Genomic DNA, 14090 nt, shown 5'->3' with positions numbered 1-14090 from the left:
GTGGATGCCGCGCTCGCGGGCTGGCTCCAGGCACTCGCCCTGGTGGCCGCCCTCGTGCTGTCGTACCGGCCGCTCGGCGACTACCTCGCGGGCGTCCTGACCGGCCGCGGTCACCTGGGGATCGAGCGCGGCATCTACCGGGTGATCGGGGTCCGCGGTGACGCGGACCAGAGCTGGTCCGGCTACCTGCGCGGGGTGCTGGCGTTCTCCGCGGTCTCGGTGCTCTTCCTGTACGCCTTCCTGCGGCTGCAGAACCACCTGTGGCTGTCCCTCGGGTTCCCGGCGGTGGACGCCCCGCTCGCCTGGAACACCGCGGTGTCCTTCGTCACCAACACCAACTGGCAGAACTACGCGGGCGAGTCCACGCTGGGCCACCTGGTGCAGATGGCCGGCCTGGCGGTGCAGAACTTCCTGTCCGCCGCCGTGGGCATCGCCGTGGTCGCCGCGCTGATCCGGGGCTTCCAGCGGAGCGGGACCGACCTGGTGGGCAACTTCTGGGTGGACCTCGTCCGGGTGACGATCCGGCTGCTGCTGCCGGTCTCGGTGCTGTTCGCCGTGGTGTTCGTGGCCGCGGGAATGGTGCAGAACCTGGACGCGGCGGCCCAGGTGAGCACGCTCGGCGGCGGGACCCAGGCGCTCCCCGGCGGGCCGGTGGCCTCCCAGGAGGTCGTCAAGCTGCTCGGCACCAACGGCGGCGGCTTCTACAACGCCAACTCGGCCCACCCGTTCGAGAACCCGAATCCGCTGACCAACTGGCTGGAGGTCTACCTGCTCCTGGTGATCGGCTTCGCGATGCCCCGGGCCTTCGGGACCATGGTGGGCGACCGGCGCCAGGGGTACGCGGTCGTCGCGGTGATGGCCCTGATCTGGATCGGTTCGAGCGCCCTGCTGGCGTACTTCGAATGGCGGCACCGGGGGACGGCACTGCGTGCGGCCGGGGCGGCCATGGAGGGCAAGGAGGTCCGCCTGGGCATCGCCGGCAGCACCCTGTTCGGCGCCTCCACCACACTGACCTCGACCGGCGCGGTCAACGCCGCCCACGACTCCTTCACCCCGCTCGGCGGCGGCGTGCTGCTCGTCGACATGATGTTCGGGGAGATCGCCCCGGGCGGCACCGGCTCCGGGCTGTACGGGATCCTGGTCCTCGCGGTGGTGACCGTCTTCGTGGCCGGCCTCATGGTCGGTCGCACACCCGAGTACCTGGGCAAGAAGCTCGGGGGCCGGGAGATGAAGTTCGCCTCGCTGTACATCCTCACCACCCCCGCGGTGGTGCTGGTCGGAGCCGGCACGGCGATCACCCTCGACGGGGAGCGGACCGCCATCCTCAACTCCGGCCCGCACGGCTTCTCCGAAGTGCTCTACGCCTTCACCTCGGCGGCCAACAACAACGGTTCGGCCTTCGCGGGGCTCACCGCCACCAGCACCTGGTGGAACACCGCCCTGGGGCTGGCCATGCTGTTCGGCCGACTGCTGCCGATGGTCTTCGTCCTGGCCCTGGCGGGCTCGCTGGCCCGGCAGGGCAAGGTGCCGGTGACCGCCGGAACGCTGCCCACCCACCGGCCGCTGTTCGTCGGCATGCTGCTGGGTGTGGTGCTGATCGTCGTCGGGCTGACGTACTTCCCGGCGCTGGCCCTCGGACCGCTCGCGGAAGGGCTGCACCGATGACGGCGGAGTCCCCTCGATGACGACCGGGGCGCACCAGTGACGACGGCGGCCGGCGGAACGCCCCCCGTGCACGAGGCGCACCGGGTCTCCGCCGGTGTGCTGAACCCCCGGCAGGTGCTGGCCTCCCTGCCGGACGCCCTGCGCAAGCTCGATCCCCGCGTGACGGTCCGCCACCCGGTCATGTTCGTCGTCGAGGTCGGCGCGGTGCTGACCACCGTCTCGGCGATCCGGCACAGCAGCGTCTTCGCCTGGGTGATCACCGTCTGGCTCTGGCTCACCGTGGTCTTCGCCAACCTGGCCGAAGCGGTCGCGGAGGGCCGCGGGAAGGCCCAGGCGGAAACCCTGCGGCGGACCAGGACGCAGACCGTGGCCCGCCGGATCGCCGCACCCTGGCGGTCCGGCCTGCGGGAACCGCCGGAGCATGAGGTCCCGGCTGCCGAACTGCGGGTCGGTGATCACGTGATCGTCGAGGCCGGTCAGTTGATTCCCGGCGACGGCGATGTGGTCGAGGGTGTCGCCTCGGTGGACGAGTCCGCGATCACCGGCGAGTCGGCCCCGGTGATCCGCGAGTCGGGCGGTGACCGGTCGGCGGTCACCGGCGGCACCAAGGTGATCTCCGACCGGATCGTCGTGAAGGTCACCTCGAAACCCGGGGAGACCTTCATCGACCGGATGATCGCCCTGGTCGAGGGCGCCGCGCGGCAGAAGACCCCGAACGAGATCGCCCTCGACATCCTGCTGGCCTCACTGACCATCGTCTTCCTGCTCGCCGTGGTCACCCTGCAGCCGATGGCCGCCTACGCCGGCGCCGAGCAGAGCACCGTGGTCCTGGTCGCCCTGCTGGTGGCACTCATCCCGACCACCATCGGCGCCCTGCTGTCCGCGATCGGCATCGCCGGGATGGACCGCCTGGTGCAGCGCAACGTGCTGGCCATGTCCGGCCGCGCCGTCGAGGCCGCCGGCGACGTCTCCACCCTGCTGCTCGACAAGACCGGCACCATCACCCTCGGCAACCGCGAGGCCGCCGAGTTCATCCCGGTCGCCGGCGTCGAGCCGGCCCGGTTGGCGGACGCCGCCCAACTCTCCAGCCTGGCCGACGAGACGCCCGAGGGCCGCTCGATCGTCGTGCTCGCGAAGCAGGACCACGGGCTGCGCGCCCGCGAGCAGGGCGCGCTGGAGAACGCGCGGTGGATCGCGTTCACCGCGCAGACCCGGATGAGCGGAGTGGACCTGCACGAGGAGACGGCCGTCCGGCGCATCCGCAAGGGAGCGGCCGGCGCGGTGCTCGCCTGGGTGGCCGCCAACGGTGGCCACCCCACCCCCGACGCCGGCCCCCTGGTGGACGGCATCGCGGCCGCCGGCGGCACCCCCCTGGTGGTCGCCGTCCAGCAGGGCGCCGACCCGGCCCGGGTGCTCGGCGTGATCCACCTGAAGGACGTGGTGAAGCAGGGCATCCGCGAGCGCTTCGAGGACCTGCGCCGGATGGGCATCCGCACCGTCATGATCACCGGCGACAACCCGCTCACCGCACGCGCCATCGCCACCGAGTCCGGGGTCGACGACTTCCTCGCCGAGGCCACCCCCGAGGACAAGATGGCCCTGATCCGACGCGAACAGGCCGGCGGCAAGCTGGTCGCGATGACCGGCGACGGCACCAACGACGCCCCCGCCCTCGCCCAGGCCGACGTCGGCGTGGCGATGAACACCGGCACCTCGGCCGCCAAGGAGGCCGGCAACATGGTCGACCTCGACTCCAATCCCACCAAACTGATCGCGATCGTCGAGATCGGCAAACAACTGCTGATCACCCGCGGCGCCCTGACCACCTTCTCGATCGCCAACGACGTCGCCAAGTACTTCGCGATCATCCCCGCGATGTTCGCGGGCGTGTACCCCGGGCTGAGGCACCTGAACATCATGGCCCTGCACAGCCCGACCTCGGCGATCACCTCGGCGATCGTCTTCAACGCGCTGATCATCGTCGCACTGATCCCGCTCGCCCTGCGCGGCGTGCGCTACCGCCCCTCCTCGGCCTCCGCGCTGCTGCGCCGCAACCTCGGCCGCTACGGGGTGGGCGGGCTGATCCTGCCGTTCCTCGGTATCAAGCTCATCGACCTCGCCGTCCAGTTCGTCCCCGGACTGCACTGAGCCGCAAGGAGGCCGATCGTGCCGACCGCGCTGACGCGGGTGCTCAGACCGCTGATCAGGGCGCACCTGACCGCGCTTCGCCTGCTGCTGGTCTTCACCGTGCTGTGCGGGCTGGCCTACCCGCTGCTGATCACCGGCTTCGCGCAGCTGGCCCTGTCCCGGCAGGCCGACGGCTCCCGGCTGCACCAGGACGGCCACGTGATCGGCTCCAGCCTGCTCGGGCAGAGCTTCGACCTGCCGAAGAAGAACCCCGACGACCCGAAGGAGCGGCCGCTGCCCGACCCGAAGTGGTTCCAGCCGCGACCGTCCGCCGGCGGTTACGACCCGACCGCCTCGGGCGCGAGCAACCTGGGCCCGAACAGCTCCGCGCTGACCGGGTCCGTCGACGACCGCCGAGCCGCCGTCGCCGCCTTCGACGGGGTGGACCCGGCCGCCGTACCCCCCGACGCACTGACCGCGAGCGGTTCGGGCCTCGACCCGCACATCTCGCCCGGCTACGCCCACGAGCAGGTGGACCGGGTCGCCCGGGCCCGCGGCCTGGATCCACAGGTGGTCCGCCGACTGGTCGACGGATACGTGACCGGCCGTGTCCTCGGCTTCCTCGGCGAGCCCCGGGTGAACGTCCTCGAACTCAACCTCGCACTGTCGCAGTTCGGTTGAGGGCGCAGGAGCGGTGGCCCCTGGAGGAATACCATCCGCACCGTCAGCTGTCGGGCCTTCTCGGGGACGGAGGGCAGGCCGGAAATCGAGCCGTCGGTCCGCAGGCCGTCGGTGCTCAGTCCGTGGACGCCGCCGTGGTCGATGTAGGTGTTGCCGAGGAGAGGTTGAAGCTCCAGGCCAGCGTGCTGGGGGTGGTTGTCGGAGGCCTGCCCCGCGGGCAGGACGAAGGCCGGCGGCCGGCCCTTGCGGTCGCCGGCCAGGTGGATCTTGCTGGTCCGCCCACCCTCGAGCGTCCCGGCAGTGCCTCCTTCAGTCGGATCCGGTGGCGGCGTCGGACGCCTCGACGTTCCTCTCGATCTGGGGCATCTCCCGCTACTGCCCGCCTGTGCTGAACCGCCGGATCACGCCTTCGAACTGCTGACGCAGTCGCTCCGGGTAGGGGCCGCATTTGCCGATCGGCAGATACGGCCCTATGAACTCACACTCGGCATCGGGAAGTTAGGCGCGCGTCATAGGCGAAGGCCTACCGGATCCGGTGCCGCCACGGGGAAACTCCCTCGGATCGATCGCAACCCGATACACGGCCCAGTACCGAGGTCGGTGTCGCCGCGATCGAGTCTCGTGGGCTTGTGAACGGCGACCTGGAACGGCAAGAGGAACGACGCCCTGTGGATCCAGGACGCGGAGACCGGTTCGGTGGTCGGCGTCACCGGTGTCCTCGCCGGCGCGGGCGTCACCATCGAGATCTCCAGCGCTGCCGACTCCGTGCTCCGGGACCCGTTCACCGGAGTGCCGGCGGCTGGGTGACCAGGGGTGGTCACCCAGCCGTCATGGTGCCCGGACGACCGTCGGTGCGGGCCGGCGGGTCAGGACGGCGCCGAGCAGTGGTGGAGCACGGTGGGGCCGAAGAGTCCGGTCGTCGCCCGTTCCTCGGCGGCGCTGTCCGTTCGGGCGATCAAGGAGGCCGCGGCGGCGTCCCAGACGATGCCGCTTCAAGAGGCGTTCCGCACCCGCTTCGTGTGGGAGGAGAAGCGGATGCACAGCGCAGACGCGCAGGAGGGGCCGCTCGCCTTCGTGGAGAAGCGACCGCCCCCGGTGGACCGGCCGGTGAGGCGCCCGGTCGGGTGAGTGGACGTCAGTCACTCGCCCGGCCGGGTCCCCGTCATCTCCGGAGTGCCATCACGATTGCTCTTCTGAACATATGACGACAGGTCAGAGCAGGTTTTCGGCACTCGACACCGGACCCGCCGAAGTCCTCGCGGAGTTGCATGCGAAACTCTCACATGTCCGGGACCACCCGCTGCCGCATGCGCGACGAAGCCTCGGACAGTCCCAACTCCAAGGAGTAGACGGTGAATTTCGCCTCGGTTGACCCACAGGTGGCCGACCTGTCCAACAAACTGATCTACTCGGCGATGGCCGTCTACGCGATCGCCATGCTTGCCCACGTCTTCGAGTGGACGTTGGGTGGCAAGGACGCGGTGGCCGTCCGTTCCGCCGGGCACACGACGCTGGCCGACACGGTCGCGGCCGCCAAGGAACCCGCAGGTGCGGGCCACAAGGTGGCCGTCACGGTCGCCTCCGCGGGCGGCGGCACCACCACGCTCACCCGCACCGCGCTGGTCGGCGAGGGCGCCACGGTGGTGACCAGTGGGCGTGGCGACGTCGAGATCGACGGCTCGGGTGCGGCGGGGGTCAGCAGGAGGGGTGACCTCGCGGGCCGGATCGCGGTTTCGCTGACCGTCCTCGGCACCCTGCTGCACACCGGCGGCGTGGTTTCCCGCGGCCTGTCGGTGATGCGCTGGCCGTGGGGCAACATGTACGAGTTCTCCTGCTCCTTCGCCCTCGCCATGGTCCTCGCCTACCTGGGGCTACTGGCTGCCAAGAAGAACGTCCGGTGGCTCGGCCTGCCCGTCGTGGTCGCGGCGCTGGTGACCCTGGCCGTGGCGGTGGGCATCCTCTACACCTCCTCCGACCAGCTCCAGCCGGCGCTGCGGTCGTACTGGTTGGGGATCCACGTCGCCTGCGCGATCCTCGCGGGCGGCGCGCTGTACGCGGGCTTCGCCACCACGGTCCTGTACCTGGGCAAGGACGCCTACGACCGCCGGGCGGCCGCCGGTCTGACCACCGGCCCGCTGCGCACCCCGGCCTCGGTCTGGCAGCGTCTTCCCGCCTCCGCCACGCTCGACAAGACGGCCTACCGGATCAACGCACTGGTCTTCCCGCTGTGGACCTTCACCATCATCGCGGGTGCGATCTGGGCCGAGGCCGCCTGGGGCAAGTACTGGGAGTGGGACCCGAAGGAGACCTGGTCGTTCATCACCTGGGTGGCCTACGCGGCCTACCTGCACGCCCGCGCCACCGCCGGCTGGAAGGGCCGCAAGGCCGCGTACCTGGCGCTCGCCGCCTTCGCCTGCTGGCTGTTCAACTACTACGGCGTGAATATCTTCGTCACCGGTAAGCACTCCTACGCGGGGATCTGACCGAAGGCGGGGCCGGAGGGCGCGGGGCCGCGGGCGCGGGGGAGCGGCGACGCGGTCGCTCGACCCGGCCGTCGGCCCCGGCGACGGTCGGGATTGAACCGGGGGCCGGCGGTCCCCACCACCGTCATGGAGGATCGATTCGTAGCCCTGACGTGCCACTCGGCGGTCGGACGTCGCGGCGACCTCCGGCTTCCCCGTTCGAGTGAACTCTCCTCGGGAGGAAAGCGGGTCAGAACCCGCTCGACAGGCGGACCCCGCCGTGGAGCTTGTGGAGAGGGTTGCCGATCCGCCCCGTCCGGATGCCGGCGCACAGGCGGTCGGGCGGCCCCGCCGAGCGTGCTCGGCGGGGCCGCGGTGGGTCTCAGCGGACGGAGGTGTCGGGGATCAGTACTCGGCCTTGATGTTCACCCCGCTGAAGCCCTGCTGGGCGTGCAGGCTGACGAAGACCGCGCCGGCAGGCGGGTTGGTGATGGTGAGGGTCTCGTTGTTGCCCGCGGTGGTGGACTTGGCGGTGTAGGAGTTGGTGTAGGCCCAGCCGCTGGTGTTGTAGTAGAGGTCGGCGTTGCCGGTGCCGCCGCTGCTGGTGAGCTTCAGCTGGGTGGCGCCGGCCGGGACGTACAGGTAGAAGTACGCGTAGGTGCCGGTGGTGGCGGAGGTGTTGCTCCGGCCGCAGTTGCGGTCCAGCTGGCGGGTGTCTGCGGAGGTGCACTCCGGCGTTCCGGCGACGGTGATGTTCTGGCTGGTGGTCGCGGTGGCGCCCTTGTCGTCGGTCACGGTGAGGGCGACGGTGTAGGTGCCGGGGGTGCTGCCGTCGAACCACCCACACCCATCCTGACCAGGTAATCACCACCTCCCGCGCAGCGGGGGAAGCTCAATGCGTTGCTCGGAACCCGGCGGGGTGGCTCCGTAGCCTGGCGCGCGGTCTCACCATGACCGTCTTCCGCTCATTGGTTTGACATCGATGCGGGACCATTTCGACCGCTTCATACGCACCCATAGTGACCAGGCATAATGGTGTGAAAGCAGCCTGTAGTTTCCATCTGGGGTACATAGCGTGTGTACGCACCCATGAATCGCATGGGCGACTTCGGAGGGGTATCCATGAGGAGTTCTGAGCGGGCCGGGCGCTGGATACGGCGCGGCGCCGTCGGTGCGGCGGCCCTGGCCCTGGGCCTGGGGGCGGTACCCGGCCAGGCCATGGCCGACAGCGGCGTCATATCGGCCTCGAACGGACAGTGCGAGGCCCAGTGGCTCTCGGGTCCCGACTGGTTCGGCATCCGGGACGTGGACAACCATGATAGTGACTACTGCTACGTCGACTACTCGTTCAACTCGAACCACTCGGCCAGCAGCCGGATCTCCCGGCAGCAGGACGTCAACACCAACTGGGGCTACTACGGCGTCACGGTGACCTCCAGCTACATCTACTTCCACGTCTGCAAGGAGCGCCAGAACGACCCGGACATCTGCTCGGGCTGGGTCACCGCCACCACCTGATCCACCGGTTCATCGGTCGTCGCAAGGAGTGAACGCGTGCCACCAGTCCTGCAAGCCCGGGCCCTGCATCTGAGTTACGGCCCGGCGGCCGCGGTGGCGGGCGTCGACCTGAGCATCGACCCCGGAGAGGTGGTGGGCGTGGTGGGGTCCTCCGGAGCGGGGAAAACCACCCTGCTGCACTGCCTCTCCGGGCTCCTGCTCGCCGACAGCGGCAGCGTCCTCTTCCTCGGCCGCCCGATCGAGGACATGACGATCCGTCAGCGCGACGAGCTGCGCCGCTCGCACTTCGGCTTCGTCTTCCAGTTCGGCGACCTGGTACCGGAACTGACCCTGCTGGAGAACGTCTCCCTGCCGCTACGCCTGCAGGGGCTGCGGGCCGGGGAGGCCCGGCGGCGGGCAGGAGAGCAGTTGGAGGCGCTGGGGATCGGCGGACTGGCGCGCCGCACGATCGGGGAGGTGTCCGGGGGCGAGTTGCAGCGGGCGGCGATCGCGCGGGCGCTGGTGCACCGTCCGGACGTGGTGTTCGCGGACGAGCCCACGGGAGCCCTGGACGACCGCAACTCCGAGGTGGTATTCGGCCTGCTGCTGGAACAGGCCCGGAAGCACAGTGCGGCGGTGGTGCTGGTCACCCACGACCGGCACCTGGCGGCGCGCACCGACCGCACCCTGATGCTGGCCGCCGGACGGGTGGTCGAGCGGGCGTGAACCCTACAGTCGCAGTGCCGGCGGCGATGGCGGTCGCGTGGCGGGCAGTGTTGTCGCGCCAGGCACGGCGCCGGGTGGTCCTGCTGGCCCTCGTCGGGGTGGTCGCCGCCCTCGGGGTCCTCGCCACGGCCGGCGCGACCGTGATGAAGGAGCGGGAGAGGGCCCGCTCCGGTGCGGCGGTGCCGGTGTTCGGCCCGCAGGCCGGCTTCGGTGGGGAACCGGTGTTCAGCCGACCCGGCGTGGCCGAGACCGGCTGGAGCGAACTGGAGCACAAGTACGGCAGCCACACCGTCAAGATCGTGCGGGTCGCCGACCCGCAAGCCCGCGGCCCGTTCCCGCCCGGTGTCGCCGCCTGGCCGGGTCCCGGTCGGGCCCTGGTCTCGCCGGCGCTCGACCGGCTGATCCGCGACGCCCCCGCCTCCCTCGGTCAGTGGTTCGCCGCGACGGACACCGAGGTCCTCCCGGCAAGCGCTGTGGGCAGCGCCGGCCAGCTGCTCGCCTACGTCGGCGTCGCGCCTGAGGAACTGGGGACCCAGCAGGGCCCGCTGACGGGCTTCGGCGGCGAAGGTGGCGGCGGACTCGGCTGGTACCCGGCGCTCGGCTCCGTGCTCTTCCTGGTCATGCCAGCCTTCGCGCTCGTCCTGACGGCGAGCCGATTCGGCCGCCAGGTCCGCACCATCCGCTACCAGGCGCTGCGGCTGCTCGGCCTGCCCGCAGCCCAGGCCCGGCTGGCCGGGGCGCTGGAGACGGCCGTGCCGGTCGCGGCGGGCGCGCTGACCGCCGCACTCGCCTGGCCCCTCCTGCTGCCGGACATGTTCGCCCTCCCGGTCACCGGCCGCTGGCTGTTCGGCGCCGACCTGCGGGTACCCGCCGGGCAGTCGGTCCTGGTCGTCCCGGCCGTCGCAGCGCTCGCCGGAGTTCTCGGCGCGGCCACCGCCTCGGGCTCCGACCGCGCATCGCGCGAGGTGCGCTTCCTGCGGCCGGTGCGGCTCACCAGCCCCTGGGTCGCGCTGCTGTTCGGCGCCGGACTGCTACTGCTGGCGGTGGCCTACTCCCGCCACAAGCCGCGCGACCCGCTGCTGTGGGCGGCGATCGTGCTGCTCGGCGTCGGCCTTCCCAGTACCGCCGCCTGGGCGGGCCAGCGGCTGGCCCGGCTCCTCGGACGAGTGGAGGCGGGCGTGGTGTGGCTGCTGGCGATGCGGCGGCTGGCAGCGGACCCGCAGTCCCGTTTCCGGGTCGCCGGAATGGTCGGGATCGCCGTCTTCGCCGTCGGTGCCGCCCAACCGGTCTCCCAGGTCATGGCCCAGCCGAACCTGCCCTGGGTCGCCCAGGCGCGCGCCGCAGGCCACACCGACCTGCTCGCCAAGGCCGAGACCCTGGAAGCCGTCCCCCTGCGGCTCACGGAGCCTCCGGCGACCGTACACGGCCTGGTTTCCGCCGTCGCTCTGTGGTCTCCCGGCCAGGACCCGACCGCCCGCCCCGCTCACGCCGCGCTCGTCGCCAACTGCCGCCAACTGGAGGACCTCTTCAGTCGGCCGCTTCCCGACTGCGCCGGCGGCCGGATGACACTGGGAGCCGGCGCCCTGCCGGCCGTGGACGGGGAACCCCTGGCGCAAGGCCCGTCGAACACGGGCGAGGGCCTGCTCCTGCGCTCCGCAGACCGGACCCGGAAGACGGGCGTTCCACCCGCCTCGACGGCGCTCCCCCTACCGGCTGACCTCGACACGCCGGTCGGGGCCGTCATGGTGCTGCCACCCGACGACCCCGCCCTCGCCGAACTGGGCGACCCGTTCAGGATCGCCGCCTACCTACGGGTCACCGTCGACGTACAGGCCTGGGAGGAGGCCAGGACCTGGGTGGTGACCTCCTCACCCGCCTACCGGCTCGAGAACTCCTACCAGCTGTCCGAGGTCGCCGACAGCACCGGCAGCTGGGTCCTGCTCGGGCTGACCACCGCTGCCGCCATCACCGTCCTCGGCGCCCTGCTGACCGTCGCCGAGGACGGCGCACGCCGCCGGGAGTGGTTCGCCCTGCGGGCCCTCGGCATGGCCCGCGGCCGGCTGACAGCCGTCCAACTCACCGAATCCCTCATCACCGCAGCCCTCACCGCAGCCCTGGCCACCCTCGCCTCCACGACCGTCGGCATCACCTATCTGAGGATCAACGAGGACCACCTCGACACCGGCCTTCCCTACGTCCTCGCTGCAGGATCCGGCATCACTGTCGTCGTCCTTGCCGCCGCCGCCAGCAGTTGGGTCACCCTGCGTAAACCCCACCGCGAGACTTTCTAGTGCCGCATCAGGCAACGTTTGCCCTGGTGACGACTTCGCGTAGGCGCTCGTCGGCGGCGTGCTTGTTCCGCCAGATGATGTAGCGGCGGATCATGCTGCCCTGTTCTTTGTGGCTGGCGTGGTCGGTGCCGTCGAGGGCGAAGTAGCGAAGGGCGGTGAACTGGGCCTCGATCCGGTTGAGCCAGGAGCTGTTGGTCGGGGTGTGGGCGATCTCCACGTTCTTCGCCGCCGCCCACGTCCCGACCCGCTGGCACCGCTTCGTCGTCAGGTGCGGCGAGTAGTTGTCGCAGACGATCGCAATACGAACGTCCGCCGGGTGCAGCGAGCGCAGGTAGCGGCAGAACTCCAGGAACTTGGAGCGGTTCTTGGTCTTCTTGACGTGGCCGTAGAGCTGGTCCTTGGCAAGGTCGTAGGCGGCGAACAGGTGCCGGACGCCGTGTGGTCGGGTATAGGTGGCCCGCCGCCGGGGTCTGGGCTCGCGGTCGCGGTCCTTGCCCTTGCCGCCGCGTTCGGCCCACTGCCGGCCCGGGTGCGGTCGGAGGTTGAGCGGGCCGAACTCGTCCAGGCAGAAGATGACTTCGGGCTCGCCCTCTTCGGGAATGACCTCGCCGTCGGCGATCGCGTAGAGGTGTTCGACCCGGGCTTTCTTGGCTGCGTAGTCGGGATCCTTCGAGGTCTTCCATGTCTTCACGCGTTGAAATGAGACGCCCTCCTCGCGGAGCAGGACCCGAAGGCCCGCGTGGCTGATGTCGTCGACCACCCCCTCGGCGACCAGGAAGTCGGCCAGCTTGGCCAGGCTCCAGGTCGAGAACGGCAGGCCGTGCTCGGCCGGCTTTGACTTGGCGATCTTCTTGGTCTCCCGGCGCTCGGGCAGCGTGAACGTCCTCGGCCGTCCGCCCTTGTATTTCGGGTAGAGCGAGTCGAAGCCGTCGGCGTTGAAGTTGTGGATCACGTCGCGGACCCGGTCCGCGCTGGTGAACGTGACCCCGGCGATCTTCGCCACGGGCATTCCCTGGGCCGACAGCAGCACCATCTGGGCCCGCCGCCACATCACCACCGACCCAGTGCCCCGGCGGACGATCCGCAGCAACCGCCTGCCCTCGCCGTCATCAATCTCACAGACCCTTACTCGTTCTGCCATGCACCAACAGCCTCGCGTCAGGAGCGGACGGGGACAGGAGAGCCTTCGGTGTGCGCTACCTGGCGCGGCGCCGCCGTCGCTCCTCCAGCCACTCTCGTACCTGCTCGTCGTTGTGCAGGTACGGTTCCTCGGGCCCCGGCCGCAAATCGATCCCGTGGAGGTGCTCCAGCGCCCACAGTGACAGGTCGTCCCATTCCAATTCGTCATTGAGGAACCAACGCCCGGCCCACCGGTCGGCTGCATCCCGGCTTACGCGTCCGTCGGCCACAGCAGAGAACCACGACTCGATCTCGTCCAGGTCTGGCTGATCTCTTCCACTCACGGCTTCACCGTATCCAGGCCAGGGCAAAGGTTGTCTGACGCGGCACTAGAGCCCAGATCCGCGCAGCCAGCACCAATGACCGCAACTGCCCCAATCAGCCTCTAATTGCTCCACCTGCGACCGCACGTGTGCAGGCGCACGGCCGCCAGAAGCACTGCTCAGGAAGAACAGCCAGCCGGTCAGTCCACAGACCGATGTCGGCGGTGGCGGATACGTTGCGACGGACAGTGCGACAGAGGAGAGGCATGACTCCGGAAAACACACCGATCTCATCCCTGAAGGCCGTCATGTCACCGCACGACGGCGCGGACGAGCAGGTGGACTGGGCTGCGATGCGACAGGCCTGGGGCGTTGGATTCCCATCCGACTACATGGCGTTCATGGCCACGTACGGGGCGGGCGGGATCGACGACGGGGTCGGCGTCCTGGTCCCGGAGACGACCACACAACCACCTGAGGGCCCGGGTTTCGGCAGCATGGCCGGCGAGACCGCCATCATGCGCCAGATATGGTCAACCGAAGGAGGACCGAGCGGCATCGACGCGGCCCCAGGCTCGGTCATCGCATGGGGCGGAAGCTGCGGAGCGGACATCCTCGGCTGGCTCACCGTCGACGACGACCCCGACAAGTGGCCGGTCCTCGTGTGGGAACGACACGGCTGGCCGAACTGGCAGATCTACGACTACGGCATGGCGGAGTTCCTGCGGCGCCTGTTCACCCAGGGCTTCGACCGGTGCCCACTGAGTGATGCTTCCCTCTGGGGAGATCCATCCCCTCACTTCGTCCACTGGCGAGAGGAGCGCCGCCGCTGGGAGTCAGGCATAGACCCTTACTCCGGCGAGCCACTTCCCGGGTATGGCGGAAGCTTCGGCTGACCCCTGCCCGAAAGCAGCGTCCCCGTCAGCAATTGATCAACCGGCACTCCGCAGATGATCTTCGGTTGCCCACCGCGGGCTTCGGCTGTCTCCTTGGGCGAGAGACAGCCCACGCGAAGCGGTTCGGGAAACGATCTCCAACGGCTTGGGAAGCGATCTTCGGTGGGTCGAAATAGGCCCTGGTCAGTCAGAGTCACTCGTGAACACCCCGTGTTGGGTCACGCCTGCGGCAGCCGGGCGTGGGTGTGGTTTGTCGGTGTGGTTCTCGGTTCTGTCGCGGTGGCGCCGAGCCAGTGATGCCAA

Annotated in this window: 11 protein-coding genes and 1 pseudogene; 9 read left to right on the top strand and 3 right to left on the bottom strand. The window is 70.1% G+C overall.

From position 1 onward, the window contains the following. The 3 genes from kdpA to kdpC are packed head-to-tail and all read left to right on the top strand — an operon-like array spanning nt 1 to nt 4473. Entirely contained in the window at nt 1-1665 is a 1665-nt protein-coding gene (kdpA, locus tag ACFVUH_RS36575) for a potassium-transporting ATPase subunit KdpA (protein WP_387917905.1), read from the top strand. Nucleotides 1666-1701: 36 nt separating this feature from the next. Continuing rightward, nucleotides 1702-3813, top strand: coding sequence for a potassium-transporting ATPase subunit KdpB (gene kdpB, locus ACFVUH_RS36570; RefSeq protein WP_387917904.1), 2112 nt, complete (start codon nt 1702-1704; stop codon nt 3811-3813). An 18-nt stretch (nt 3814-3831) separates the two neighbouring features. Then, nucleotides 3832-4473 carry a K(+)-transporting ATPase subunit C gene (gene kdpC, locus ACFVUH_RS36565; protein WP_387917902.1) on the top strand — a complete coding sequence of 214 codons (642 nt, stop codon included), beginning with the start codon at nt 3832-3834 and terminating at the stop codon, nt 4471-4473. Nucleotides 4474-4667: 194 nt separating this feature from the next. Here kdpC and ACFVUH_RS36560 read toward each other — a convergent pair. Then, nucleotides 4668-4947 (bottom strand): annotated as a pseudogene (locus ACFVUH_RS36560) (hypothetical protein); the annotation flags it as partial. A gap of 423 nt (nt 4948-5370) precedes the next feature. On the opposite strand from ACFVUH_RS36560, the gene ACFVUH_RS36555 reads away from it, so the two are divergent. Then, the gene (locus ACFVUH_RS36555) at nt 5371-5601 is read left to right on the top strand and encodes a hypothetical protein (RefSeq protein ID WP_387917901.1); all 231 of its coding nucleotides are present in this window, start codon (nt 5371-5373) and stop codon (nt 5599-5601) included. A gap of 224 nt (nt 5602-5825) precedes the next feature. Then, nucleotides 5826-6956, top strand: coding sequence for a c-type cytochrome biogenesis protein CcsB (ccsB, locus tag ACFVUH_RS36550; protein WP_387917900.1), 1131 nt, complete (start codon nt 5826-5828; stop codon nt 6954-6956). A 384-nt stretch (nt 6957-7340) separates the two neighbouring features. Here ccsB and ACFVUH_RS36545 read toward each other — a convergent pair whose 3' ends face one another. Beyond that, nucleotides 7341-7730, bottom strand: a complete 390-nt coding sequence (locus ACFVUH_RS36545; protein ID WP_387917898.1) for a PPC domain-containing protein — start codon at nt 7728-7730, stop codon at nt 7341-7343. A gap of 327 nt (nt 7731-8057) precedes the next feature. Between ACFVUH_RS36545 and ACFVUH_RS36540 the strand changes: the two genes are divergently transcribed. The 3 genes from ACFVUH_RS36540 to ACFVUH_RS36530 are packed head-to-tail and all read left to right on the top strand — an operon-like array spanning nt 8058 to nt 11449. Next, nucleotides 8058-8453: a hypothetical protein gene (locus ACFVUH_RS36540; protein ID WP_387917896.1), complete on the top strand. Its 396-nt coding sequence runs from the start codon at nt 8058-8060 to the stop codon at nt 8451-8453. 36 nt (nt 8454-8489) lie between these two features. Beyond that, a complete protein-coding gene (locus tag ACFVUH_RS36535) occupies nt 8490-9158 on the top strand; it encodes an ABC transporter ATP-binding protein (RefSeq protein WP_387917894.1) in 669 nt (222 codons plus the stop codon). Nucleotides 9159-9208: 50 nt separating this feature from the next. Then, the gene (locus ACFVUH_RS36530) at nt 9209-11449 is read left to right on the top strand and encodes a hypothetical protein (protein WP_387917893.1); all 2241 of its coding nucleotides are present in this window, start codon (nt 9209-9211) and stop codon (nt 11447-11449) included. A 7-nt stretch (nt 11450-11456) separates the two neighbouring features. Here ACFVUH_RS36530 and ACFVUH_RS36525 read toward each other — a convergent pair whose 3' ends face one another. Next, nucleotides 11457-12590: an IS630 family transposase gene (locus tag ACFVUH_RS36525; protein WP_387917892.1), complete on the bottom strand. Its 1134-nt coding sequence runs from the start codon at nt 12588-12590 to the stop codon at nt 11457-11459. Between the two features lie 567 nt (nt 12591-13157). Between ACFVUH_RS36525 and ACFVUH_RS36520 the strand changes: the two genes are divergently transcribed. Beyond that, nucleotides 13158-13787 (top strand): hypothetical protein, encoded by a 630-nt coding sequence (locus tag ACFVUH_RS36520; protein ID WP_387917890.1) that lies wholly within the window; start codon nt 13158-13160, stop codon nt 13785-13787. The last annotated feature ends 303 nt before the right edge of the window (nt 13788-14090 follow it).

Source organism: Kitasatospora sp. NPDC058032 (genome assembly GCF_042885845.1).
Taxonomy (GTDB): domain Bacteria; phylum Actinomycetota; class Actinomycetes; order Streptomycetales; family Streptomycetaceae; genus Kitasatospora.
The sequence above is the reverse complement of the archived record's forward strand: the minus strand, read 5'-3'. Positions and strand labels throughout refer to the sequence as shown.

Excerpts from the sequence above, each read along its gene's own strand:
- ACFVUH_RS36540 (WP_387917896.1), top strand. The coding sequence starts at position 8,058 with ATGAGGAGTTCTGAGCGGGCCGGGCGCTGGATACGGCGCGGCGCCGTC.
- ACFVUH_RS36525 (WP_387917892.1), bottom strand. The coding sequence starts at position 12,590 with ATGGCAGAACGAGTAAGGGTCTGTGAGATTGATGACGGCGAGGGCAGG.
- ACFVUH_RS36520 (WP_387917890.1), top strand. The coding sequence starts at position 13,158 with ATGACTCCGGAAAACACACCGATCTCATCCCTGAAGGCCGTCATGTCA.